Consider the following 25,155-nt stretch of genomic DNA (forward strand, 5'->3'; position numbering starts at 1 on the left):
TTGCAGGACCGCGAAAAACATAACGGGGGGCTGGCGCTGCAGGCTCCGTCCGTCCCCAGCGAGCGATGGTGGCACGGGCATACCTGCGTGAACATACCAACGGTTGCGGGTTTTCTCGGTGGAAACCGCAAGACGTCAGTTACCAGGGCAATCTTCACCCTGGAGCTGAAATGCTGAAGAAGCGCAATCATCGAACCCAGATGAGGAGCGCTGCGCCGACACCCGGTTGCTGCAGGAGCAGTCTGGAGTCAGCGGCGTTCCTCGAATATCTCCCCTCCGTCTGGTACGGAGGGGAGACGCCGACGACATCAGAGTGGATCACGCGAGAAACGCGGAGTTAATTTGTTCCGAGACGCCTCAGTTTGTATCGTGCGTGCCCTCGGCATTTAAGCGCTCGATAGTCGCAACGGAATTGGTGAAATTGTAACCACCACGGCGACCCGAGGTGACAATCTTGCCGTCACGCTGAATGGAGACACCAAGCGTGAACGTGGCCTCTTCGTTGTGGACCGGAACGGTTCCAGCATTCCCGAAAGTCGGGTCCAGCCGACCCTCCGCTGTGATACGGGTGATGAATGAATCCGTCACCGCACCCGGCTCCTGGAATTGATTGGCAGTGACAACAATTTCGCCACCCCTCTGCAGGGCCATGCCGAAGCCGGCGTCATTGCCGGGGTTATCAAGAACCTTGCGACCGTTGCCGTTAAACGTGATGTCGGCCGAGCCGTCGGTATTCAGCTGCCACACGACAGCATTGCCGTCCGTTTGGCCGGGGCCAGAGGTCGTGTATCCGACAACGTTGATCTTACCGTCAGCACGAACCGCCAGCTCATAAGCCTCAGCGTAGCCGTTGGCTTGCAGCTTCACAACCCCCTTATCCCCAAAGGAGTCGTCCAGACCACCTTTGCTGGTAAGACGGATCACGACGCCTGCGTCGCCTTGCTCAGTCATGCCTGAAACGAGGATCTTCCCGTCCTCCTGAAGCGTGACGTTATTGGCAGCATCGAACGCAGCGAGATCGATGGTCTTCACTCCATTATCGCCGAAAGTCGTGTCGCGCGCACCATTGGTGTTAAGGCGAATCACGGTCATATCTGTATTCCCATCCGTTCGGCGACTGAAGCCGACCGCGACGACTTTGCCGTCAGACTGGACGAGGAGGTCGGTGGCCATGTCGGTCCCAGGCAAGCCATACGTCACTATCCCACCGTTGCCGAAGTGGTTATCGACGTTGCCGCTGGCATCCAGTCGAAAGATCGCCATGTCCCGGCCGCCGCTGTTGCGGGTATAGCCGGCGCCCATTACCCCGCCATCAGGGAGTGGCACGACCGATAGAGCAGGACCGTCGAGGCCCGGAACGGTGACCTTTCCAGTGCCCCGACCGAACGACGGGTCTGCAGAACCGTCCGTGAGGCGGCGTGTGACGATCGAGGAAATCGTCCCGGCCTCGACTCGATAACCCGAAGCGAGGACGCGACCATCGCTGTATAGAGCGGACGAGGCGAAAGAGTCGTCCGATGTCGCCGAAGCGTGGACGTTGACCTTGCCATCGCGGCCGAAAAAATCAGGATCGATGTCACCCTGACTGGCACTCAGCGTTCCGCGAATGTGCCCGGAAGGCGTCAAGGCCGCAGCATTAGCAACGGCTGGCACGATCAGTGAAACAAGAGAGGCGGCGATGACTCCGGCTCCGCAGAGAGGGGAAAACTTCATGGCGTTTCACCTTTGCAATTTATGGGAGGGATCTCGAGAGGTCTAATTCCGAAAATCTATTGACCTCCACAAAGGTAAATGGCGCTCCGTGGGCCGTGTGGAGCATTGGATACTCTATCGCCGATATGCCTGCAGATCTGGCCGAAAACTTCGACTACTCCAGCAAAATGTGCAAATCCGGCCGTGCCGCTTATTTAATGCTCTTCGCGCCATCGCCTCTGTCTATTGGTGGGGTGCTCTTCGCTACGGTAGAAACAGTTGATGGCTCGCCAAGGTCGTTACCGGTACTAGATAGGGATGGGTAAGTTTTACTCACGACTTGATGGCATGACCGGGAGAGCATTTGAAAATTATATATGTACATGCGGATTATGCTGCATTGTCTCACAATGGCTGGAAGTCGCTAAGCAGTCGGCAACAAACGTGCCGACTCGTTTTCAGGCTCTACTTGAAATGCACTGAGCGAAGAGGCTAGGTAGGATGCCACAATTGCTGGGCCGCGCCGAATTCAGGATGGCGGCGAAGGCAGTTTGCATGACTCATCGGGCGGGTTAGAAAGTTACGTCGGAATGCCGCTACTTCACCTGGAAAAAGTAATCATTGGCCAAGTTAATCGGTCGAGTTTACTAAGGCTGTATGGTGTGACGATCTATGTGGTGCCGTCTTATCTTGTTGCTGACTTCATTCGGTACCTTTCTGGCTGGGCGCGTCACTTCTCACTCCCACGCATATCCCAACGCTAGTTTCTGCCTCCCGCGATGCGTGTCTACGGCCACACAATGTCGAAAAAGGGCGACGATATCCGCATGCAGAATTATCAGGCTGAGATTTATCTCGGTGTCGAATAAAGCAGTAAGCAACGTAACGAAGCATGGCAAGGGAGAGGAATAGAGTGACAACTCAGGGTAGCGTTCCGGCAGAGGTTCGTTTAGTCTTCCAGGAGGCTCTGCGTGAGGAATCGGATCACGCAAATGCCCTGCCGGATCCCCTGCCGGTAGGAGTGACCATGGATTTGCGAGATGTATCCAAGGGGGAGCGCGAAATAATTCAGATTCGCGCCCAACACGATGAAGCAGGGTTTTTTCTTGATTACTTTCGTTTAGAGAATGACGGAACGACTTCTTGGCATGGGCGAATTAGCGATGACGGATCCATACGGGGGCTCGAAAATTTCGAGGGCCAAATCGGAATCCGCGCATGTGGTGATCAATTGGAAACTCGGCTCGAACGTGAACGCGTGCGCCTGCATAACGAGTGCGTAATTGAGATTCTCCGCAAGAAGGGATTTAAGTGGCTCTAGTACCTTCTGCGTTTCATACTGGTGCAGATGGCGCTGAATGGCCCGTGCTCGCGGAGTTGAGCCAGCGTCGTCACACCAGCTCGCAGCTGGGAAGTTTCAGGCGCTGGGTCACTCGCGGCGAGGCTGCGTAGGTCGGGGATCCGCCGGGCGAGGCGGTCCTCAGAGGCTCCGGTCAGTACAAAACACAAGCCGGGGGAAGGCAGGGTATCTGTAGGGCCAGGCTGGCATCGCGGCCCGGCGCCGAGGCCCGCAGGCACGCTTGCTGGGCGGGGCTGGGGCGCGTACTCGTGGTAGGCCGCGTAGGCGTGCAACTTCTGCCTTGTCGCCGGATCGGGCGACCCCCGAAACTCACGGACGCCGAACTGCTGTGCCTGGCCGTCGCCCAGGTTCTGCTTGGCTTCCCCTCGGCCCGGCACTGGATCCGCTTCGCCCATGCCCGCCTGGGGCACCTGTTCCGCTATCTGCCCCAGCAGTCCGCCTACAACAAGCGCCTCAACGCCGCCGGTCCGCTGATCAGCCAGGTGATCGAGGCGCTGGCCCGGCAGGTGCCGACCTGGCACGACGATCTGCGGCTGATCGACTCCACCCCGCTGCCCTGCGCCGCGTCCCGCGAGACCGTCAAACGCTCCGAACTGGCCGGGCACTGCGGCTACGGCTTCTGCCGCAGCCACTCGCGCTTCTTCTGGGGATTCCGGCTCTACCTGGTCACCACCGCCGAGGGCATGCCCGTCACCTAGGGCCTGTATTGGGTCGTGATCGGTTTGTCGGATCTGCCCTCGCTGCGGGGGTGGATCCGGTAGTCCGGTGCGTGTGACGCGTGCGCAACTGACGGACGATGAGTGGGGATTCATCGAGCCGTATCTGCCGATTGGTGAGTACGGCCCGTATCCCGAGCGGCTGCGGGAGCAGTTCGAGGGCGTGATCTGGAAGTTTCGTTCGGGAGCGCAGTGGCGGGAGATGGCGGAGCGGTTCGGTGCCTGGTCCACGGTGCACAACAGGTTCAGGCAGTGGCGGGACGGCGGGGTCTTTGAGGGACTGCTGGAAGGCGTGATCGCCGAGGCGGCTGGGCGGGGCAGGGCTGACATGTCGCTGGTCAGCGTGGACTCCACGACGGTCCGCGCCCATCACGACGCGGCCGGGATGCGCTTAGAGAAGGAGGTTCTGGACGCTCTGGAGAAGGCCGCCCTCGAGGCGGAGGCGGCCCGGCAAAAAAAGGGGCGACACGGCGGAACAAGACGGACACGGCAACGCCGGGGATCCCGGCCGGGCCGAGCGACGGCGCGTCCGGCGACGGCGCAAGCTCCGTCTGAAAGCAGCTCTGCTCGGGCGATCGCGAGGCGGGCAGACCAGCAAAATCCACCTGGCTGCCGACCGCCGCTGCCGGCCTCTGGCCCTGACCTGACCGCGGGGCAGGCCGCGGACAGCCCCCAGTTCATCCCCGTGCTCAAGAAGGTGCGGGTCCGCGGGCCCGCCGGACGTCCGCGCACCCGGCCCGGCGCGGTCGCCGGGGACAAGGCCTACTCGTCCCGCGACAACCGCTCCTACCTGCGCAAACGCGGGATCAAGGCAGTCATCCCGGAGAAGAAGGACCAGGCCGCCAACCGGAAGAACAAAGGCCGCAGGGGCGGCCGGCCAGTCACCCACGACACCGACCTCTACAAGGAACGCAACACCGTCGAGCGCCTGATCAACAAGCTGAAGGCCTGGCGAGGCATCGCCACACGCTACGACAAGAACCCCGCCAGCTACCTCGCAGGCCTCCACCTCCGTGCCGCCATGATCTGGATCAAAGACCTCACCCGGACCGACCTTTGATCACGACCCAATACGCGCCCTGGTCCGCCTGGACCAGGCGGACTAGGACCGGGACCGTGCTGCCGCCGGCCGAGGCCAGCAGCATTATCGCTCGCCGGACCGCACCGAGCTGGTACTGCCTCGCCGGATGATGGCTCGGCCAGCCCGCGAACCAGTTGCGCCATCCCGCCCCCCACTGGCTGAAAAAGTCATTTCCAACTGGCACGACGAACAACCGGGCGAACCTTCCCAGTCACAGCACGAGGCGGTTTGCGGGTTTTGGGTAGTGATTACTCGGGTGTGGCGATGTCAAATAGAGGAACCTAGTCGTTAGAGACAGTGGAAGCGGAACCCGGCACCTGCCCGTGCGCCGTATCATTCTCAGCGCGCCTGCGGTCCGAACTGCGGACGGAAAACCGGGGCTCTGGTGTGGCGTGCGGAAGCGGAGGGGACCGCACGAAGCAAAGACCTAGCCGTCTATGGTACCCAAACCGTCACACAGACTCTATGCTCACCAAAAATTCACCATCGGAAATCAATAGCGGAACACACAGCACCAAGCCTCTGCGTCTCGTACCCAAAGGTGTCCAGCTTCCGTTCGCATCGTCCCGACGGAAGCCGGATTGGTCCCGGCCCACGCACCTGCCAAAAACGGGGCAGGCCGGAGACAAAGGGGGGGCGGATATCCGCCACGTCCCTGGATATCCGCCCCTCGGTTGATGCTGACGATCGAGTGGCTGCCACTCTGCACTGGGGTGGGTGTCCGCCGAGTGCGGTGTGGCTGTGGTGGTGGTTGTAGGTGTGGAGGAAGTCTGTCAGTGCCTGGGTCCGCGCGTTATTCGACTGGTAGGGCTTTTGGTAGGCCCGTTCGTCGGGCAGGGTGCGGTTGAAGCGTTCGACTTTGCTGATGCTCTTATAGCTGTCAAGGACGGTCAGGCTGCGGTTGCCAGGTCCTGTTGGGACGGCGGCTGGGCTGGGATGCGGGGGACGGGCAGCCGGTAGATCTCGCGTGCGATGTGCCGTTTCAGACAGCGGATGATCTCGGTCTTCGTCTTGCCTTCGGCTGTCCTGCGGGCGACGTAGGCGCGTGTGCGTGGTTCCCAGGCCATGCGGGTGACCGTGATCATGTAGAGGGCGTGGTTGGCCTGGCGGTCGCCGCCGCGGTTGAGGCGGTGGCGGCTGGTCTTGCCTGAAGAAGCGGGGATGGGGGCGACGCCGCAGAGGTGGGCGAAGGCCGACTCGGACCGGAGCCGTTCGGGGTTGTCGCCGACGGCGATGAGCAGGGCTGCGACCGTCTCGGCGCCGAGCCCCTTGACGGCCATGAGCTCGGCTGCTGCCTGGCTAACGAGCCTGTGCAGGTGACGGTCTAGTCCTGCGATCTCGTCACTGAGCTGTTGATACCGGAGGGCGATGGACCTCATCGCCAGCTTGGTGACTGCGGTCAGCGTGTCCGGTTCAGCTCCCGTCCGCCAGCGAGTGACGGTGCGGATCAGCTCCGACCGGTGGAGGCCGCGGATGCGCTCGCGAAGAGTGTCGGGAGCCGTCACGATCAGGGATCTGAGCTGGTTGACGGCTTGGGTGCGGGCCTTCATCGCGCTGCGGCGGGCGACCCTGAGGGTGCGGATCATCTCGACGGCACCATCGCCGGTCTTCGGTATGGCCGTAGCGACGCCGGCCTGCACCGCTCGTGCCGCGGCCTCGGCGTCGACTGCGTCAGACTTCCCGCGGCGCCGTCGTGTCTGGCGGTCAGGTCGGTTGACCTCGACGACTCGATGACCCCGCTGCCGCATCCACCTGGACAGGCCGGCGCCGTAACAACCGGTGCCCTCCAGACCGATCTGTTCGATGGTGCCCATGCTTGCCGCCCAGGACTCGAGGGAGGCGTAGCCCTGTGGTGTCGAGGGAACGGTGAGCGTGCCCAGTCGCCGGCCGAGCTGGTCGAGGGCGGCCGCGACATGGATGTCTGCGTGGGTGTCGACTCCGAGGGTCACGCTCGTGGTGGAGCTGCTGGGCACCTGTCCTCCTGGCGGTCCATGTGGATGGAGCCGCACCGATGGAGCACTGGGGACACAACTGCGATGAGGCGCGTGAGCCAGGCTCTTATCAGGTCACATCCGGCGGTCCGCCGGTGCAGCCGCACACGTTCTCCCGGCCGGGCGACACATCGGCAACAAGGCACGAATGGCCGGTTGGTCTGTGGGTCAGACCGGCCGGAAGAACGCCGTCAGATCCTCGCAGTTGGTCTGTGGCCGGTAGGCGCGGGTGAGCTTGCCGGCCGCGCCGAGGTCGGCAAGCACGGCCTTCCAGGCCAGGCCCTTGCGGTAGGCCCAGGCATTGTCCGTCAGGACCCGTTCGATGCGGGTGATGCCCTGACTGTGGAAGAACGCGGCCGCGCGGGTGAGGAAGCCCGCGCAGGTCGCGGCCTTCTCGTCGTCGTGGATCTCGCTGTAGGCGAGTCGGGTGTGGTCGTCGATGGCGGAGTGGACGTAGTCGAAGCCCACGCCGGACTTGGTTCTGCGGCCGGCCTCGCGGCCCAGGGCACGGTGGCCGCCGCCCTCGGGGATCCGGCCGAGTTTCTTCACGTCCACGTGGACGAGTTCGCCGGGCCGCTCGCGTTCGTAGCGGCGGATCACTGTGCCGGTGGGACGGTCGAACCAGGCCAGCCGGCTGAGACCGTGCCGGGTCAGGATCCGGTGGACGGTCGAGGCCGGCAATCCCAGGACCGGGCCGATCCTTGCGGGGCCCAGTTTGCGTGCCCGACGCAGTTCACAGACCCTCGCCTCGATGTCGGCCGGCGTCCGGTGCGGCGTAGTGCGGGGCCGGCTGGACCGGTCGTGAAGGCCCGCCTCGCCCTCGGTCCTCCACCGGCGTATCCACTTATGGGCAGTGGCCCGTGAGATGCCCATCTCGGCAGCGACGTGGGCGACGGGACGGCCGGAGACGACCCGTTCGACCAGTAGCCGCCTACCGAAGACGGTCAACCGGGCATTACGGTGGGACACGAAGACCTCCGTGCGGTGAGTTCCTAGACAGCTCCCACCACACCGGAGGTCTTCGCCATGTTCAAGACCTGCCGCGTGTCAACAACGCTCGTGATCAATACACCTAGAGGGGTGGAGTCGGGGGCGCTGAGCGGCCGTCAGGCGGCCCGGAACGGTAGCGGGCCCCCGTTCCCCCGTCGTCGACCCGAACGGCGCGTGAGGCGCCCCTGAGGCCCGGGAAGGGGCTGGCGGGGAGCAGCTGCTCCCGCCAGGTGGCGCGGGCCGGTGCGATCGCTCCGCTCGCCCGGGTCTCGTCGTGGCCGGGCGTCCGGCCGCCCCTGGCCAGCGGGCGCGCCTCTCAGTGCCCGCCGCGGGCGGTGACCCCGGTGACAGACCGTGCGCGCCCGTTGGAATTCCGGTCCGGAATTCCAGCGGGTTCCAGGCCTCGCGTGCATTATGCGCGCACGCACGAGAGCACCACCGGAACTTCCGGCCGGACGATCACGAACTTCCGGCCGGACGATCACCCAGAGCTATAGGGATCCCGGCACATCAAGGCCCGCCCCCCCGGTCGGGCTCGTCCCACAACAGCGGCATCGCCCGCCCTACATCCCCGACCGGTTCCGACTGAGCTTCCGGCGCGGGGCCGGTGCCCGCCACGCGTCCGGCAGCACCGAGTCGGCCGGGACTGGGGCAAGCGGAGCGAGTAGGAAATCCCCTCCTTCAGCCGCCTGGGGAGGCTCGGCAATCTCACGTGATTTTGCAGGACCGGCCTGCGGTTCTTCAGGCAATGTCACTGATTTTGCGGCTGCCGCAGCGGCGCGGCGTTCCGCGTCGGCCACCGCCGCCAGGACTGCCTTCCGGGTCTTGCGCGCCTCATACGCCCGCTGGGTGCAGGCCCGGGAGCAGTCCGCCGCAGCAGCTTCTCGGGGTCGTGGCACTGCTGGCAGATTCGCTCACCGCGGCTGTTCCTCGGGATGTCGTACGTCATGACCGGGAGCGTAACCGGCGACCACCAGACGACATCCGGCCGATGCCGCTCAGGTCACCCGCACATGCAGAAGGGCCGCGCGCCGGAAGGGAAGAGTTCAACTCGCGGCCCATCTGGCAATGAAGAGGCAAAAACACAATAAAGCCTGTAATCAGGCAGGTGAGCGGCGGACACGTGGGTTCCCTGGCGCTGGATGACCGCAGGCGAAGGACAGCCCGGTCATCGGAGTCGAGCCTGCCCAAAGTGTCCTCACGGTCAGGCAGGTAGCCCTCGGCGTACTCGTAGCGTGGCGAGCCCACCAGACGGCCGACCGAGTCCAGTATCTGCCGCTTCCGGCTGCTGCAGCGCGTGCAGACCAGCACCCGCTCCCAGCCCCCATCCATACACAGCTGGGCATGGGCCGGCTGCCAGGAATGCTGCAGCTCACGGCAGTGCAAAACCCGCGTATTCAACCGTCTGGCCCACGCGCTCACCGCCCGTTCCCGCTCGCCAAGCGCCTCATCCCGCCCAAGCCTCCGCGCCACCTTGAACTCCTCCCGTCACCCACACAGTTATGGCCGCTCACCAGTAACAACAGCATGCTGCCCCGCCCAGAGACCCCAACTACGGAGAACACGAGGCCAGTCCAAAGATCAGACAGACAGAAAATCCCCACGCCCTTGCATCACGGCCCAACGGCCCGTCCGAAGACATCGCTTCAGCAATCAGACACATGGCACTACTCGGGCATATGCGGTCATCTTGGATAGAGGGCACCAATGCCATCTTCTGCAATGCGCTTAGCCCAGTTGGTGCCGTAGTCATCGACGATCCGGCAGCAGAAACGCTCGATCATCCAACACACAAAATCGCGGGCCTCACTGCCCCCGTACTCCTGAATGACTCGCACCTCCTGCTCGCCAATGATCACCAGGACTGCGTAGGGAAACCGAGAAGGATCGGCGATCCGACGGTCGCGGAGGACCTTCTTCGCCTCCGGAAAACGGCACAGAATATATGTATCTGTACCAACTGGGTCGAGCATTACGTCGTTTCGATAAGCAAGCCACTTCTCAATCGCCTCGGTGTCGAACCCGTCGTCATCGGCGGGCGAGAGTGTGATGTCGTTAGTCATCCGTCAACGCTAGAGCTCTGTGGCAGAACGGTTTCGACCGGCCATGCAAACACTGCACGGCCGGCGGGCGCTCGGGTCTGGCTTTCCCCGGCAGCCAAGGTGTCGGCGTCCACGATTCCACCCGAAGTGCAAAGGGGGTTCCCCTGATGGGGAACCCCGGACGGCCCTGTTCTCGTGTAGCTGCCGCCAGGTGGCGAGTAACGCTGAGTTACCATTTAGCAACGGATTTGATCTACCCGCTTCGCTCCCACTGGTAGGTCACCACTATGTGGTGATCATCTGATTCGGAGCAAGGAGTGCACGGGTCCATAAAGAGTTCGGGTTCCGGGCGGGCACGGAGGAGGACCAGGAGCGGCTGGCCGAGTGGCTGGCGGCCGAGCTGTGCGGGGTGGAACTGTCGCGTGACCGGTTGGCAGAGGCCATCGTGGCCCGCTGCCGCAACGACTTCGTCGAGCCGCCGGCCCCGGCCAAGGTGCGGCGCCTGGTGGGCAAGGCGGTCAGGGACTTCGATACGCGGTTCTGCGCGACCCGCTCGCGGCTGGAGAACCTGGTCGCGGGCAGCGAGGACGGTGACGAGGCGGCTCGGGGTCAGGCGGTGGCCGGGGGCGGGCGGTCGTTCTTCGCCGAGCTGAAGGCGGATCCGGGGGCGCCGGGGCTGGAGAGCTTGTTCGCAGAGGTGGACAAGCTCCAGCGGGTGCGGAAATTGGAGTTGCCGGCGGACCTGTTCGCGGATGTGTCGGAGAAGCTGGTGGAGGCTTGGCGGGCGCGGGCGGCGAAGGAGTACCCGGCGAACCTGGAGCGGATGAAGCCGCCAATGCGTCTGACGCTGCTGGCCGCGCTGTGCCATGTGCGGCACGCGGAGATCACGGACTCGCTGGTGGAGCTGTTCATCCAGCTGGTACTGAAGATCAACACCCGGGCTGAGAAGAAGGTCGACAAGGAGCTGACGGGTGAGCTGAAGAAGGTGCGGGGGAAGGAGGCGATGATGCTGCGGGTCGCCGAGGCGGCCCTGTCCGAGCCGTCGGGCACGGTCCGCAAGGTGATCTACCCCGTCGTCGGCGGGGAGAAGACGCTCCAGGCCCTCGCCGCGGAGGCCGCTGCGAACCAGGCCAAGTAGAAGGCACATGTGCGTACCGTGCTGCGCTCGGCATACTCGGCGCACTGGCGGCGGATGCTCACCCCGCTGCTGAAGGCGTTGACGCTCAAGTGCAACAACACCGCCTATCGGCCGGTGATGGACGCCATCGACCTGCTCCAGCGGTACCTGGACCAGCCCATCGCCAAGGAGGGCGCGTTCTTCGAAGCGGCGGAGGCCGTGCCGCTGGAGGGTGTTGTGCCCGATCAGTGGCGGGCCGCGGTGGTGGACGAGCGCGGCCGCGTCGAGCGAATCCCCTACGAGCTGTGCGTGCTGGTCAGCCTGCGTGAAGCGTTCCGGCACCGGGAGATCTGGGTGGTGGGCGCGAACCACTGGCGCAACCCGGAGGACGACCTCCCGCAGGACTTCGAGGACAACCGGGACGTCCACTACGACGCGATCCCAAAGCCCCAGGAACCGGCGAAATTCATCGAGGCCCTGAAGAAGAAGCACCGCGACGCGCTCGACCGGTTCGAGCAGGCGCTGAAGGACGGCACCACCGGCGGGGTGGCCATCGTGAAGAAGAACGGCGAGCCGTGGATCAAGGTCTCGCCGCGGGCCAAGCAGGAGGAACCGGAGAACCTGGTCGCGCTGAAGGCCGAGATCGAACGGCGCTGGGGAACCATCGACCTGCTGGACATATTGCAATATGCCGAGTTCAACACCGACTTCATCGCCGAGTTAACCACGGTGGCCACCCGCGAGAACCTGTCCCGGGAGGTCCTGCGGAGACGGCTGCTTCTGGTCCTGTTCGGACTGAGCACGAACATGGGGATCAAGCGTGTCGCGGTGACGGGCAAGCACGGCGAGTCGGAAGCGACGCTGCGCCGGGTGAGGCACCTGTTCGTGAACCGGGCCAACATGCGCGCGGCCCTGGTGAAGCTGGTCAACGCCACCTTCGCGGCCCGCGATGAGATGTGGTGGGGCACCGGGACGGCGTGCGCCTCCGACAGCCGCAAGTTCGGCGCCTGGTCCTCGAACCTGATGACCGAGTGACACCAGCGCTACCGCGGCCCCGGAGTGATGATCTACTGGCACGTGGAGCGCAAATCGGTCTGTATCTACTCCCAGCTCAAGTCCTGTTCGGCCTCCGAGGTCGCCTGGATGATCGAGGGCGTGCTGCGGCACTGCACCGACATGGAGGTCGACCGGCAGTACACCGACACCCATGGCGCCTCCATCGTCGGGTTCGCCTTCGCGCACATGCCGGACTTCAAGCTGACACCGAGGCTGAAGAACATCGGCCGGGCGAGGCTGTACCGGCCGGCCGCGGGCGAGGACAAGAACTGGCCCCACCTGGCCCCGGTCCTCTCCACCCGCACGATCGACTGGGACCTTATCGCCCAGCAGTACGACCAGATCGTGAAGTACACCACCGCGCTGCGCCTGGGCACCGCCGAGGCCGAGCAGGTCCTGCGCCGCTTCACCAAGGGTGGCCCCAAGCACCCGACCTGCGCACGGCGTTCATCTGCGACTACCTGTCGGATCCGGAGATGCGCACCGGAGATCGGCGAGGGCTTGCAGGTGGTGGAGAACTGGAACTCGGCGAACTCCGACCTGTTCTACGGCAAGGACGGAGACCTGACGGGTGCGGACAAGGAGCGCCAGGAGGTCTCCGTGCTCGCCCTGCACCTTTTGCAGAGCAGGCTCGTGCATGTCAACACATTGCTCATTCAGCAGGTTCTGGCCGACCCGAAGTGGGCGGACGAGCTCACCGCGGCGGACTGGCGGGGGCTGTCGCCGCTGTTCTGGACCCACGTGAACCCGTACGGCCGGTTCGAACTGGATATGAACAGCCGTCTCGACCTGGACCTCACTGCCGCGGTCACGGTGCCCGGCCCGCGCAGTCCGCAAAGCGGGTCGGCCGGCGCTGCGAGCTGAGCCGGCAACGCGGGGGCGGCCCGCTACCCCGAAGGCGAGCCGGGCTGCTGGGAGAGTTGCAGGGCCCATCCAGTACCCGGCGGTGATTCCGGGCGGTGGCGGTGGTCAGGGACGGCGGGTGTAGGGGTGGAGTTGGTCGATTTCGCGGAAGCCGGCCTGGAGGGTGAGCTGGTGTACGGGGTCGGGCTGGGTTTCGCTGTCGGGTGGGGTTTCGCGCAGGGTGACGACTTCGCGGACGGTGCGGTCGGCAAGGTGGGCCAGGCACTGCTCGAGGAGGATGTGTCCGAGGGTGTGGCGGCCGGGCTGGAGTGTCATCCATTCCAGGATCGTGGTGCCGGCGACCGGCGGGCTGACGAGGGCTTCACCGATGCGGGTCCCGTCCCGCCCGAGCAGGCGCACCCGCCATCCCGGCGGACTCACGGACTCGGTGAGATCCGCTACCGCATAGGGGCGCGGACGGAGCGTGTCGAGACGGTGGTGGAGGTAGCGCCAGCCTTCCTGCCTGGTGAACCCGGCCCTCTCCAGCGCCCTGCACGTACCGCGACGGCTGCCCACCGGCAGGCCTGCGAACGAGACGGCGGTCGCCATGTCGAAGGCGTAAACGGTCCGCTGGCCGCAGTGGCCCAGCATGTGGTCGATCAGCGCCCCGGCGATGGCCTGGTCTTCTTCCAGGCAGTGCAGCCACAGCAGCACGCCTGCCCCGTCGGCCGGGCGGAGGGCGAAGGAGACTACCCCTACGATCCGGCCGTCCGCGCAGGCCATCACATCCGTCCGCAAGCCTCCGAGCCCCCACGGCTCTCCGCTGTCGGGACAGATTCCCGCCAGCGCGTCGTCCAGCATCCGGGAGGTGACCGAGGGCCGGCCCGGAAGCCGGTCCGCATCCATCAGCTCGAGAACCTGCTCCCGGTCCTGCGGGCTGTAGGCCCTCACCGTCACGCCCGCTTCCTGACCCGCCTTCATAACCGTCACCGTTGACCCACCTTTCCTCACTTGCCGCACAAAAGGTCAGCTTCACCCAGGCACCCGGCATGGCATGCCACGCCACGCCCACATCCCCACCACCCCCGCACCGCGCGGGCCCGGTCCACGCTGCGGGAAGACCTGGCGGGCCCCAGAATGGATCCATGCCCCATCTTGACGACGGCAGCGGTGGCAGTGAAGCGGTACAGGCCCGGGCCGGAGAGGCACGCCTGGAAGCCCTGCGTGACATAGACGCGCTCATCGGAGAACTCCAAGCGGCCCGGTGGCGGCTGGCGCGGTGCCCGGCTGAGGTGTCGCAGGTGCATGCGGAACTCCACGCCGCCGCCACCCAGACCAGCCTCTGGCTGGACGAGGTGTGCTGCACTTTGGCAGACGGCGGTGAGGACGCCGACACCGTCCTCGCCCACGCATGGGAACTGATGGACTCCCTGCGCCTGACACCAGCCGGCTTCGGAACTGCTGCAGACCCGGTCCTTTTCACCACTCTGCGCGCCACGTCGGCCAGTGTGCTGGGACGACTGTGGATCACGGGCTACCTCTTGGGCCCCGTCCCCGTGGATGCCTGGCCCAACCGCGAACTCGCAACCCTCCTCCTCACCGCCCTCGAACACCACCACGACACCCAGGCCCTCACCGCCGAACTCGACCAGACCGCCCTCCACACCGCAGACACCCAGCCATGTGAGACCACAGCCGCGGCCCGGCACCCCTCACAACAACACGCCGCACACCGGCCCGCCCCACCCCCACCCAGAAAAACCGCACTCGCGAAACTGCTCCTGCGCTGCGCCACATGGCTGGCCCGAATCCTCACCCAGTGGGCCCAGCACGCCACGAGCCTGTTCCCCGTCCTCGGGAGACGGGCCCGCGTGAACAGAGGCCAGTGAACGGCCCGTACCGCCGGCCGACACCCGACCACAACGGCCGTCACCACACAGACCTTCGCCCTATTTGTCTGATATATAACTTCTGTGTGGCGGGTTGCAGTCAGGCAGTCCGCCGTTTCCGAGAGGTGACACGAGTGCCGGAGATGTCGCGCGGTATGCAGGACGCTGCGGAGAAGGTCAAGAAGATCGAGACCAACCTCAAGTCCGCCCCTGAGAACTGGAGCAAGAAGCAGGAGACCACCGAACTCCTGCACGACCTCAAGACGACCGTCGAGCAGCAGAACCGCTGACGCCCGGCACCCATTACGGCTCTGCGCTCTCCTGCTCGTGTGCGGCAGGACAGCACAGAGCTACAGCCGGGTAGTCGGCCCTCGGGCCGGCCGCCCGGCTCCCTGCTGGTTGTTCCGGCAGCCCGGGTCACGCCCGCCCCGGATGAGAGAGCGGACCACCCCCGAGGGGTCCTGACCGAGGCTGCACCTCATAACTCCCCTTCCCCGGCGAGCCCCAGGCTGTGCGAGCTGCGCCCGGCCCGGGCGCAGCTCGCACGGTCAGAATGGATATTGTTCGGCCGGTGCCGGATTGGGTGTCTTCCGGGCGGGCGGCGTTGTGGTCGTGCCGGTGGTGGGGTTGGTGCCTGGCCGGTAGGTTTTGGTGACGGTGGCTTTCGCGTAGGTGAGGGACGGCGCGATTTCTTCCGCGTCGAGTTCTACGACGGTGCGGCGCTGTCCTTCTTTGTCGTCGTAGGTGCGTTGTTTGAGGCGTCCGGTGGCGATGACGCGCATGCCGGCGGTGAGGGTTTCGGCGGCGTTCTCCGCGGCCTGGCGCCACAGGGTGCAGTACAGGAACAGCGGTTCCCCGTCGGTGAAGCCGCCCCGGTCGCGGTCGTATATCCGTGGTGTGGAGGCGATGGTGAAGCCCGCGACGGGGACACCGGCAGCGGTGAACCTCAGTTCCGGGTCAGCCGTCAGGTTGCCCGCCACCGTGACCATGGTCTCGCCCGCCATACCCGCTGCCCCTCGACATCCCTGCATCCTGTGGGATCCACCGTACCGGGACCCACACCACCGGCAGGGGCCCACTGCCGCCTGCCCTGCGGACGCCCCCCATTACCTAATGGGCATTGAAGCTGGCGGATCGCTACCCGTTACCCGGCCTTGAGGTCTTCAAAAAGAGCGCGGCCTCCGGCTTCACTCCCCGTTCGCGGTGGCAGCGGTCGGCACCGGGATAGTCGTGACACACCCCTGGGACTCGATCCCTTGGTCAAGAGCCGGCACCCGGTCCCGTCCGCTGCCACCGCGTTCGTACGGAACCGAGGCAGACGACCGGAACGTTGAAGTTCGTGGTCCAAGCCGTTCGCAGGGGTCACCTCTCAAAGAGCCAGGAGCCTGACGAGCTCCCTCACAGACCGAGGGCCCTGCGGATCGCTGGGGTCACGAACGGCTAATCGGATGCAGGGCCATCGAGCCCTTCCATTAGGGAGACGCGTGCCCCGCACGGCTGCGACCAGCAGCGACACACCCCAACCGAGAGGACCCGGACCCGGTGAAAGTGTTCTGCGGTATCGACTGGGCCAGCGACCACCACGACATCGCGGTGGTCGACCGCGAAGGGACCCTTTTAGGCAGGGCCCGGATCGGCGACGACGCAACGGGCCTGCAGCAACTCCTCGACCTGCTCACCACTCACGGCGACACCGCGGACACACCCATACCGGTGGCCATCGAGACCTCCCACGGACTGCTGGTCGCCTGCCTTCGGGCAACCGGCCGGCCCGTCTACGCAATCAACCCGATGGCAGCAGCCCGCTATCGAGAACGTCACGCCGTCGCCCGCAAGAAGTCCGACCACCTCGACGCCATGGTCCTGGCGAACATCCTGCGCACCGACAGGGCCGCCCACCGGCCGCTGCCCGCCGACAGCGAACTCGTCCAGGCCATCGCCGTCCTCGCCCGCGCCCAGCAGGACGCGGTCTGGGACCGCATCCAGGCCGCCAACAAGCTCCGCTCCCATCTGCGGGAGTACTTCCCCGGCTTCCTCGCCGCCTTCGCGCACGCCCGGGAAGGACTCTGCCTGCCACTCGCCCGGACCGTTCTGGCCGCGGCCACGACCCCGGCCCAAGCCGCCCGACTCACCCGCACCCAGCTGCGGTCCCTGGTGAAGAAGGCCGGCCGCAAACGAGGCATCGACAAGGAAGCCGACCGTCTGCGCGAAGCCTTCAGGATCCCGCAGATGAGACACCTGCCCCAGGTCGAACAGGCCATGGGCCTGCGGACCCTCGCGCTGCTGCGGCAGCTCGCGGCCACCTGCGAGAGCGTCGAGGAACTCACCGCCGCGGCGGTGGAGTCTTTTGATACGCACCCGGACGCCGAGATCATCACCAGCTTCCCAGGGCTCGGATCTCTCACCGGCGCCCGGGTGCTCGCCGAGATCGGAGACGACCGATCCCGATTCACCGACGCCAAGGGCCTCAAGGCCTTCGCCGGGGCCGCGCCGGTGACCCGGGCGTCCGGCAGAAGCCTCTCCGTCATGGCCCGCAGGGTCAAGAACCAGCGACTCGCCGCAGCCGGCTACCTCTGGGCCTTCTCCGCCCTCTCCTCACCCGGCGCAAGAACCCATTACGACCGGCGACGCGAAGCCGGCGAACGACACACCGCCGCCCAACGCAACCTCTTCAACCGCCTGCTCGGCTGCCTCCACCACTGCCTCATCAACAACATCCCCTATAACGAAACCGCCGCCTTCCCACCCCCGCAGACCCCCGTCCTTGCCGCAGCGGCTTGACCAATGACTGCATCGGATGTCTTTTTGGTTGCCTCGCAATGGGGCGCCCGGCCTCCGGAGTTGGCATGACTTTCTCCCCCTGTCGATCGCATGTCTTGGGGGGTGGTGTCACCGGCTCCGGAGGCATCGACAGACCGCTGATTAGGGGCATGACCACCGGCCTTTCCGCAGGTCGGGAGGCTCTTCGTAATGGATGTGGCGATCGGTGCCGTGGGACGGCCGGGCGAAGAGGACGACCGGAGGACGCACGTGATCGACATCAGCGGCATCGGCGCCTTCCTCGGCCTGGACGTCGGCAAGGGCGAACACCACGCCACCGCCGTCACCCCGGCCGGGAAGAAGGCCTTCGATAAGCGCCTGCCCAACAGCGAACCCAAGCTCCGCGAGGTCTTCGGGAAACTGCAGGCCAAGCACGGGACCGTGCTCGTCGTGGTCGACCAGCCGGCCTCCATCGGCGCCCTGCCGCTGGCCGTCGCGAGAGACATGGGCTGCCCGGTCGCCTACTTACCAGGGCTGACGATGCGGCGGATCGCCGATCTCTATCCGGGCGAGGCCAAGACCGACGCCCGCGACGCGTTCGTCATCGCGGACGCCGCCCGCGTCATGCCGCACACACTCCGCTCGGTCGACCTCGAGGAAGAGACCATCGCAGAGTTGGAGATGATCGTTGGCTTCGACGACGACCTGGCCGGTGAGGCAACAAGGATCAGCAACCGGCTGCGAGGCCTGCTGACGCAGATCCATCCGTCGCTGGAACGCGTCCTGGGGCCGCGAGTGCAGCACCCGGCCGTGCTCAGGCTCCTCGACCAGTTCGGCTCGCCCGCCCAGATACGCAAGGCCGGACGGCGTCGGCTCGTGACCTTGATCCGTCCCAAAGCGCCGCGGATGGCCGAGCGTCTCGTCGAGGACGCCTTCACCGCGCTGGACGAACAGACCGTCGTCGTCCCGGGCACGGACGCGGCCGCATTGATCGTTCCGAGCCTCGCCAACTCGCTCCAGGCAGTGCTTGACCAGCGTAAACTCCTCGCCACTCGAATCGAGGAACTGCTGGAGGCACACCCTCTTTCCAAGGTCCTGACGTCCATGCCGGGGATCGGCGTCAGGACCGGAGCCCGCATCCTCATCGACGTCGGCGACGGATCCAGCTTCCCGTTCGCCGCCCACCTCGCCGCCTACGCCGGCCTCGCCCCGACGACCCGCAGCTCGGGCTCGTCCATCCAGGGCGAACAACCCTCCCGCCGCGGAAACAAGCAGCTCAAACGGGCCTTCTTCCTCTCCGCGTTCGCCGCCCTGGCCGACCCGGTCTCCCGGGCCTACTACGACAAGAAGATCAGCCAGGGCAAGCACCACACACAAGCCCTCCTCTGCCTCGCGAGACGACGGGCCGACGTGCTCTTCGCGATGCTCCGCGACGGCACCTTCTACGAACCCCAACCCGCCCCATCAGCTTGACCAAACCCATAGGGGCCCCCGCGTGACGAAGGACCCCCGGAGGGGCCCTTCTCGGTCAAGGATCATGTGATCGGGGTTTACGGGTGTGCGGTTGGTCTTCACGTGCGGGGTTGGCTGCTGGTGAATGGCCGTGCCCGGGTCCGGTCGGGGTGGCGGCGGTAGATGGTGAGGTTGTCGGTGGGGGTGAAGCCGGCGGAGGTGAGGAGGCGGATGTAGGGGAGGTCGTCCTGGTCGGTGTGGGCGGTCAGGTTGGTGGCGCCGCTGATGGCGGCTTCGGTGAGGCACTGGGCCAGGAGGCGGGTACCGACGCCCTGGCCCTGGTGGGCGGGGTGGACAGCCAGATGCCACAGTGTGGCGGTCCGGGGAGGGCGCGGGGTGTGGAGGATGGCGGTGGCGAGGCTGTTGCCGTGGGTGTCGGTCAGGATCAGCTGCCGGCCCGGCGGGTCGGCGACCGGGGTGACCTCCGCCAGCGGATATGCCGGCGGGTGTTCTGTGCCGGTGAGGGAGCGATGGAAGTAGAGGCGGGTAGCGGCGGGGGTGAATCCGGCCACTGCCAGGGCGCGGACTGTGACGAGGCGGTGTTTTCCTGGCAGGCCGGGCAGGTGGCGTCCGTCCGCGCCGGGGGGCGGGGCGAAGGCGTAGAGGGTGCAGCGGGCTCCGAGGTGGCTGCGGGCCACCGACAGCAGGGCGGTGAGCACGTCGAAGTCTTCATAGCCGTGCAGCCACCAGATCATCCCGGCCCCGTCACCGGGCCGCACTCCGCAGCACACCGCGCCCGCCACCTCGCCCGCCGCGCTGAGGACAAAAGTGTCCGCTGATCCGGGCGGCGGGGCCTGTGCCAGGCCTGGCAGCCGGTCCGCCTCGATCAGCGCCCGCACCGCACCATGGTCGGACGACCGATAGCGGCCGACCGACCACCCGCCCCCGCCACCCTGCACCGCCACAGACCCCACCAGCTCTCCTTCGACTGTTGCGCGCATCATTGCCAACACCGCATTCACCACAGAGGTGTCACCGAACCGTCAGGCAGGCCTTGCCTCCGGAGCCGGCGGGACAGCGCGTCAGAGGTGCTACCGGCGGTGGACCTGGTCTGCCTGGAGCCCCTTGGACCCCTGGGCGACCTGGTATTCGACCTTGTCGGCTTCCTTGAGTTCCTTGTAGCCGCTGCTCTGGATGGCGGAGTAGTGGACAAACAGGTCCGGTCCGCCATCATCCTGGGTGATGAACCCGAATCCCTTTTCCGCGTTGAACCACTTCACCGTGCCTGTCGCCATCACTCAATTCCCTCTTCCTCGTGCCGCAGTCGCGGCGCCATTCCGCAGGACAGGCCCGGGGACCCATGGCGTTCCCGGCCAGGTGGCCTCGATCCGGCAGGAGGGGAGTGCGCCACGCCAGTATGCGGGGCGCACTCCCCCGGGGGTGGTGCCCGGCTCGGGACGGGGCACCACGTCTGGCGGGTCAGGGACAGCAGCGCATGAAAATGCCCATTCCTCGTCGTCCCGGCCCGGGACGAACCGTCCAGCAGCCAGCCACTCCCGGACCAGAGCAGCATAGACCGGCTCCAGGCCGGTACAGGGAACCGATTCTCCAGGATCCCGCTGCCCGCCGATAACCGGAGTGAGCCGCACCGTCGTGGTCATAATCCCGCTTAACGCGCAAGCACCCGACCAGTTACCCACACCGAGCCAGACACACAGAAGTCTTTCTGTCTGACTGCGGTCCTGGAATGGATCACCCTCAGCCTTCAGCCGGACGGGCTGAGGTTTTCCCCCTGTCAGGGATGCTCGGCTGCTGCGGTCAGGGTGGGGGCGATGTGGAGGTGGGTGTCGAGCCGTGTGACAGTAAAGACTGGCGAAACGGTGCGGGAGCGGACCGGCCAGGATGAGGGTGAGCGCTCGGTGCCCGGCGATCAGAACGCTGAGAAACGCAGAGTCCACGAAGGAAACCTGACTCACGTCCAGAATCACCCTGTCCACACGCTCACGTGCGGCTCCGCGCAGTTCCCTGCCGAGCAGCGGGCTGGTGTGCGCGTCGAATTCGCCGTGGCACAAGATGATCCGGATGCCGTTCTCATCCGGCATCTGCTGCACGATCGCACTCACCCTCAGCCCCTTGCCCTTCCTCTCAGGGCAAGCCCGTGGCAGTGGCACGCGGCCCGCAGACCAGGCTACTCACCCCCGGAATGTGGGCGCGGTGAGAGTGTACTGGTGCGCAATGGCCAAGTACCTCCATTTTTATCACAGCTTCTGCACCTTGCCGGCCAGATCGGCGCATGTTTATGACGTCGTGTCAGCGACACGATCCGGACGCACACCGGCAACCGCGCCGGAGCGCGAGCGGCAGGGGGACCCTGACGATGCGTGACAGCGCGGGCAGGGGTGGCGCTCGAAGCCGGGGCACCTTCGTGAACCGGCCGGAGAACATCCGTGAGTCCACCCTCGAAGGACTGGACGCCGCGGCCCGCAAGGGCAACCACGGCGGCCGGCCCCCGGTCATCACCGACGACATGCTCCACACCGTGCTCCGCCGCCGCGCGAACGGCGAGACCGTCGAGCAGATCCAGCCCGACCTGCTCATCCCCACCGGACGCCGCAAAGGGCACAGCCCCAGCCTCTCCAGCATCTACCGGGCGCTCGCCGAACACGAGAAGACCCAGACATACCCGGAAGCCGTAGAGGCGGCCCACGCCGACTTCGCAGCCCTCCGGCAGCGCGACGCAGCCCCGAGTAGTCACTCAGCGCTACACGCCACCTGGCGGTAGCTATACGAGAACAGGGCCCGGACCACCGACCCGACCGCCTTCGGTCTGGTGCCCGAGACGCACTTCGCCCCCGCTGGCCTTACGGGAGGCGGGGGCGAAAAGTGTCTCGAGCGATAGCTTGCTCGGCTACGCGGCAGGGCTCTCGTCGAGCGACGGATTCTTGACTAGGCAGTCGCCCACGTGCTGGCCGTACGGCTGGAGCGGCGCGGCGAGTTTGCCTCCGCATCGGCGGCAGGCGGGCGACGCGTCGCCGGGCGGGGGAGTGACGGCCGGACGGTCAACGGGCTTGGCTCGCAGCGGCTTGTGCAGGCTGACCTTCGGGCAGGCCTCCTCCTTGGGGTGGCGGACGCGGTGCGGGGCGGCGGTTAGCTCCTCGGCGCGGGCCGCGTTCGCCGCACGGCGGGCCGCGCGGAACTTCTCCTCCTCCGCCGACATGACCTCGAACCCAAGCTGGTCGGCGTCGAGGTCGCCCGGCGCGGCCGGCACTTCCGGGGTGGGCGGGTCGAGGATGTCCTTGCCCCAGACCAGGCCCCAGGACTCGATCAAGCGCCGGACGCCCGGCAGGCCGTAGGCCTCGGCGACCTTGATGAGGTCGAGGCGGCGGCCGGGGCGCCGTGCGATGTGCTGGTACCAGACGCAGGCGGGGATGACCGCGATGGCGACCAGGCTCTCGGTGGCGTTGGTGATCTGTTCCTCGGTCCGGGTGTCCTGCTGAATGCCGAGGGCCTTGATGAGCCGGTTGAGGTTCTGGGACCGGTAGTGCTTGCGGACCTTCCCATGCTGCCGAACTGCTGGCCATCCTTGAAGCTCTGGCCGGTCAGCTCCAGCCCGATCTTCGCCGTGCCGCCCTTGGCCTTGTCGCCGTCCTTATACAGGTAGCGGGCCGCCTTGCCCTCCTCGTCCTGGTTCAGCGGGCGCAGGTCGAAGCCGTGGCCCTTGCCCTGGCAATAGCAGCCAGGCCGGTCGCAGGTCTGGCTGACGGTGTAGCCGCCCGCGGCTTCCACGGCCTCCGCCCACGCGAGGGCCAGCGCGTCGCGGAACCGCTCCTGGGTGTCCGCGTCGAAGGTGGTCTCGGTGACCCACATCGCGTGCCAGTGCAGGTGGAAACCGGAACCCCAGCCGAAGGTGTCCTCGAAAGCCCGCTCGTAACCGACGATTCCCGAACTCATCCCGCAGCCTGCGCCAGCGGCGGCCAGCCGAACCATACGCGCCAGCCCAGCCGTCATGACCAGGCCGAAGCGCATCCCCTTGCGGATCGTGCCGAACGCCATCCGCTCGAAGTGCCTCAGCGTGTTGGTGCCCAGGTGCAGCCCGTACCCGGCATCCGCCAGGCCATCGGCGGCAAGCTGCACGTTCGAGCCCCGCACCGCCAGAATCCGGCTCATGCACCACGGACAGACGTGCAAGTTGTTGCAGCGGCACATCTTGCCGAACGTCGCCTCACCCGGCTTTCCACAATAGCTCCGCGACCCCGCCCGTCAGCCGGTAGCCACACGCCTTGAACGCCTCGTTCAACGAGACCGGCTGATGCAGATTCCGCCGCTCGAAGTTCGCGTCCCGCCGGTCCGGTTTCCCGGTCCGCGCAGCCCCCGAATTCGTGTAAGGGTCGCGTCCCCTGGGAACAGGTGTTACGCACCCCCTCTGACCTGCAGTGGACGGAGATTTTCTCTTATTCCCGCACCCGCCGGATATTTCGTCGGGATCCAAACCAAGGCCGTCAACTCCTCAACTGGCGAGGTCTCGTATGCCTCGCCCAAGGTCACCCAGCTGATCGCCTGGGCTCTGGTCGAGGCGATGGGCAGAGATGGAGACACCGCGACCATGCTGGAGCCGATGTTCCTCACCAGCACCGGCAGCTTCGCCCATGCGTCGGAGGTTCGCTGGGAGGAAGGTGCGGGACACGTGACCGACGGCTGTAGGACGCTGGTCAGGGTCGAGGTGATTCCGGCAGCTGACGCTGTCGCCGAGCCTCCGCCCTTCGGCGAGGCTCCGGGCAACTAGGGCCTGTTGTGAAAGTGCTGGTCACAGCCATTCGTTGATGGCTGCGATCAGCACTGTCGCTTCGTAACGGACGGCGAGTTTGTCGTACCGGGTGGCGACGGCCCGGTGGCGCTTGAGCCGGTTGATCCCGCACTCGACCGCGTGCCGCTGCTTGTAGTCGTCCTTGTCGAACTTTGGCGGGCGCCCGCCGCGCGATCCGCGCTTGAGGCGATTGCGGACCCGGTCCGCCGGAACCGGGATGGTGGCTTTGATTCCGCGTCTGCGCAGGTAGGAGCGGTTGCTGCGGGAGTCGTAGGCCTTGTCTGCCCGGACCCGGTCTGGCCGCTTGCGCGGCCTGCCGAGCCCGAGCCGGGGCACCCGGATCGCCTCCAGGACCGGCTCGAACTGCGGGGAATCACCCCGCTGCCCAGCCGTGATCACCACCGACAGAGGCTTCTGCCCCTGCTCGACCGCGAGGTGGATCTTGCTGGTCAGTCCGCCACGGGAGCGTCCGAGACCGTGGTCGGCCGGCTCGACGAACACTCCGCCGGGCGGCTCCTTCTGGAGGTCCCCCTTTCTGCCGCCCCGGCGGCGTGCTGATGGGCCCGGCAGACGGTGGAGTCGACATTCACGTCCCAGGTGATCAGGCCCTTCGCATCAGCCTCGGCCTGGAGCCGCGTGAGGATCCGGGCCCACGTGCCGTCCCGCTGCCAGCGCCGGAACAGGTCATAGACCCGGTCCCACGGCCCATAGCGTTCGGGCACGTCCCGCCAGGGAGCGCCGGTTCGGGTCCGCCACCGTATGCCGTCTATCAGCTGCCGCCGTGTCCATACCTGCGGACGGCCCGGCTTGATGCCCGTCGGCAGCAACGGCTCAAGCCGGGCCCACTGGCCGTTCGTCAGATCTCCACGTCCCACGACAGGTGATCATCAACGAACAAGATCCACTTTCGCAACAGGCCCTAGACCGGATGTGATCTGCTCCGGTACGAGCAGGTCGGCCGGGAAGGGTAGAAGGCTGCAGGACACCGCGCCGACGTCGACGCGATCGTGCCGCCCGGTCACCTGATGTTTTCTCAGCTTCGCGATTTGCGAGGCAATGAATAAGGCTTCCTCCACCCGCCCTGTGCTGGTAGGTCCCCGGGGGCTGACTTGTCGGCGGCGCGGGCGCGTCGGGGTGGGACGGACAACGATGCCAGGATGGCTGTCTCGCCTCCTGCGGGGCACCGTACCGGCACCGCGTCCGCGCCGTGGCTCACCCGGCGACCCGTTCGGCACAGGTGTCAAGCACTCGCCAACGCGCCAGGTAGAACGTTGAGTCACACCCGGGTGCCCGCCACCGGCGGATCCTGGACCACAGGTCCGCAATTCTCACTATCTGTAGAGGATGACCGGCAAAAAGTTG

Annotated in this window: 19 protein-coding genes and 5 pseudogenes; 11 read left to right on the plus strand and 13 right to left on the minus strand. The window is 66.1% G+C overall.

What is annotated here, in order from left to right; all coding sequences use genetic code 11:
- Nucleotides 1–357 precede the first annotated feature (357 nt).
- Nucleotides 358–1,713, minus strand: a complete 1,356-nt coding sequence (locus tag AC2RP6_RS01815) for a hypothetical protein (RefSeq protein ID WP_486444466.1) — start codon at nt 1,711–1,713, stop codon at nt 358–360.
- An 892-nt stretch (nt 1,714–2,605) separates the two neighbouring features.
- Between AC2RP6_RS01815 and AC2RP6_RS01820 the strand changes: the two genes are divergently transcribed.
- The 3 genes and pseudogenes from AC2RP6_RS01820 to AC2RP6_RS01830 all read left to right on the plus strand — a co-directional run bounded on the left by AC2RP6_RS01820 (nt 2,606) and on the right by AC2RP6_RS01830 (nt 4,828).
- On the plus strand, nt 2,606–3,013 hold the full coding sequence (locus tag AC2RP6_RS01820; RefSeq protein ID WP_486444467.1) for a hypothetical protein: 408 nt from the start codon (nt 2,606–2,608) through the stop codon (nt 3,011–3,013).
- Nucleotides 3,014–3,339: 326 nt separating this feature from the next.
- A pseudogene (locus AC2RP6_RS01825) lies at nt 3,340–3,744 on the plus strand (transposase family protein); the annotation flags it as partial.
- A 79-nt stretch (nt 3,745–3,823) separates the two neighbouring features.
- Nucleotides 3,824–4,828 (plus strand): annotated as a pseudogene (locus AC2RP6_RS01830) (IS5 family transposase).
- Nucleotides 4,829–5,548: 720 nt separating this feature from the next.
- On the opposite strand, the pseudogene AC2RP6_RS01835 reads toward AC2RP6_RS01830, so the two are convergent.
- From AC2RP6_RS01835 to AC2RP6_RS01850, 4 genes and pseudogenes are all read right to left on the minus strand, one after another.
- A pseudogene (locus tag AC2RP6_RS01835) lies at nt 5,549–5,710 on the minus strand (integrase core domain-containing protein); the annotation flags it as partial.
- Between the two features lie 29 nt (nt 5,711–5,739).
- The gene (locus tag AC2RP6_RS01840) at nt 5,740–6,822 is read right to left on the minus strand and encodes an IS110 family RNA-guided transposase (RefSeq protein WP_486444468.1); all 1,083 of its coding nucleotides are present in this window, start codon (nt 6,820–6,822) and stop codon (nt 5,740–5,742) included.
- A gap of 222 nt (nt 6,823–7,044) precedes the next feature.
- Nucleotides 7,045–7,809: pseudogene (locus AC2RP6_RS01845) on the minus strand (IS481 family transposase); the annotation flags it as partial.
- 1,706 nt (nt 7,810–9,515) lie between these two features.
- Nucleotides 9,516–9,893 (minus strand): hypothetical protein, encoded by a 378-nt coding sequence (locus tag AC2RP6_RS01850; RefSeq protein ID WP_486444469.1) that lies wholly within the window; start codon nt 9,891–9,893, stop codon nt 9,516–9,518.
- A 409-nt stretch (nt 9,894–10,302) separates the two neighbouring features.
- Between AC2RP6_RS01850 and AC2RP6_RS01855 the strand changes: the two genes are divergently transcribed.
- Both AC2RP6_RS01855 and AC2RP6_RS01860 read left to right on the plus strand, forming a co-directional pair.
- The gene (locus AC2RP6_RS01855; protein WP_486444470.1) at nt 10,303–11,010 is read left to right on the plus strand and encodes a hypothetical protein; all 708 of its coding nucleotides are present in this window, start codon (nt 10,303–10,305) and stop codon (nt 11,008–11,010) included.
- A 117-nt stretch (nt 11,011–11,127) separates the two neighbouring features.
- Nucleotides 11,128–12,909: pseudogene (locus AC2RP6_RS01860) on the plus strand (Tn3 family transposase).
- A gap of 105 nt (nt 12,910–13,014) precedes the next feature.
- Here the strand turns inward: AC2RP6_RS01860 and AC2RP6_RS01865 are convergent.
- Complete coding sequence (locus AC2RP6_RS01865; RefSeq protein ID WP_486444471.1) at nt 13,015–13,878, minus strand: GNAT family N-acetyltransferase; 864 nt, start codon at nt 13,876–13,878, stop codon at nt 13,015–13,017.
- Between the two features lie 155 nt (nt 13,879–14,033).
- Here AC2RP6_RS01865 and AC2RP6_RS01870 point away from each other — a divergent pair, with 155 nt between their 5' ends.
- Nucleotides 14,034–14,777 (plus strand): hypothetical protein, encoded by a 744-nt coding sequence (locus tag AC2RP6_RS01870; RefSeq protein WP_486444472.1) that lies wholly within the window; start codon nt 14,034–14,036, stop codon nt 14,775–14,777.
- 155 nt (nt 14,778–14,932) lie between these two features.
- Entirely contained in the window at nt 14,933–15,067 is a 135-nt protein-coding gene (locus AC2RP6_RS01875) for a hypothetical protein (RefSeq protein ID WP_486444473.1), read from the plus strand.
- 258 nt (nt 15,068–15,325) lie between these two features.
- On the opposite strand, the gene AC2RP6_RS01880 is transcribed toward AC2RP6_RS01875, so the two are convergent.
- Complete coding sequence (locus AC2RP6_RS01880) at nt 15,326–15,781, minus strand: single-stranded DNA-binding protein (protein ID WP_486444474.1); 456 nt, start codon at nt 15,779–15,781, stop codon at nt 15,326–15,328.
- A 538-nt stretch (nt 15,782–16,319) separates the two neighbouring features.
- Here AC2RP6_RS01880 and AC2RP6_RS01885 point away from each other — a divergent pair.
- Nucleotides 16,320–17,558, plus strand: a complete 1,239-nt coding sequence (locus AC2RP6_RS01885) for an IS110 family RNA-guided transposase (protein ID WP_486444475.1) — start codon at nt 16,320–16,322, stop codon at nt 17,556–17,558.
- A gap of 249 nt (nt 17,559–17,807) precedes the next feature.
- Entirely contained in the window at nt 17,808–19,010 is a 1,203-nt protein-coding gene (locus AC2RP6_RS01890; RefSeq protein WP_486444619.1) for an IS110 family RNA-guided transposase, read from the plus strand.
- A gap of 98 nt (nt 19,011–19,108) precedes the next feature.
- On the opposite strand, the gene AC2RP6_RS01895 is transcribed toward AC2RP6_RS01890, so the two are convergent.
- From AC2RP6_RS01895 to AC2RP6_RS01905, 3 genes are all read right to left on the minus strand, one after another.
- Complete coding sequence (locus tag AC2RP6_RS01895) at nt 19,109–19,888, minus strand: GNAT family N-acetyltransferase (protein WP_486444476.1); 780 nt, start codon at nt 19,886–19,888, stop codon at nt 19,109–19,111.
- A 192-nt stretch (nt 19,889–20,080) separates the two neighbouring features.
- On the minus strand, nt 20,081–20,284 hold the full coding sequence (locus AC2RP6_RS01900; RefSeq protein ID WP_486444477.1) for a cold-shock protein: 204 nt from the start codon (nt 20,282–20,284) through the stop codon (nt 20,081–20,083).
- Between the two features lie 3 nt (nt 20,285–20,287).
- A complete protein-coding gene (locus tag AC2RP6_RS01905) occupies nt 20,288–21,091 on the minus strand; it encodes an STAS domain-containing protein (RefSeq protein WP_486444620.1) in 804 nt (267 codons plus the stop codon).
- Nucleotides 21,092–21,366: 275 nt separating this feature from the next.
- Between AC2RP6_RS01905 and AC2RP6_RS01910 the strand changes: the two genes are divergently transcribed.
- Nucleotides 21,367–21,771, plus strand: a complete 405-nt coding sequence (locus AC2RP6_RS01910; protein WP_486444478.1) for a hypothetical protein — start codon at nt 21,367–21,369, stop codon at nt 21,769–21,771.
- A gap of 126 nt (nt 21,772–21,897) precedes the next feature.
- On the opposite strand, the gene AC2RP6_RS01915 is transcribed toward AC2RP6_RS01910, so the two are convergent.
- Entirely contained in the window at nt 21,898–22,317 is a 420-nt protein-coding gene (locus AC2RP6_RS01915) for a hypothetical protein (protein WP_486444479.1), read from the minus strand.
- On the minus strand, nt 22,314–23,156 hold the full coding sequence (locus tag AC2RP6_RS01920) for a hypothetical protein (RefSeq protein WP_486444480.1): 843 nt from the start codon (nt 23,154–23,156) through the stop codon (nt 22,314–22,316). Before AC2RP6_RS01920 ends, AC2RP6_RS01915 begins: the two co-directional genes overlap by 4 nt.
- 436 nt (nt 23,157–23,592) lie before the next feature.
- On the opposite strand from AC2RP6_RS01920, the gene AC2RP6_RS01925 reads away from it, so the two are divergent.
- Nucleotides 23,593–23,772, plus strand: coding sequence for a hypothetical protein (locus AC2RP6_RS01925; protein ID WP_486444481.1), 180 nt, complete (start codon nt 23,593–23,595; stop codon nt 23,770–23,772).
- Nucleotides 23,773–23,793: 21 nt separating this feature from the next.
- Here AC2RP6_RS01925 and AC2RP6_RS01930 read toward each other — a convergent pair.
- Nucleotides 23,794–24,668 (minus strand): IS5 family transposase gene (locus tag AC2RP6_RS01930; RefSeq protein ID WP_486444384.1). Its coding sequence is split into 2 segments (ribosomal slippage): nt 23,794–24,275 and nt 24,275–24,668, totalling 876 coding nucleotides; the frame shifts between segments, so codons are not numbered across the junction.
- Nucleotides 24,669–25,155: the final 487 nt, after the last annotated feature.

The organism is Streptomyces sp. WAC03905, assembly GCF_057371075.1.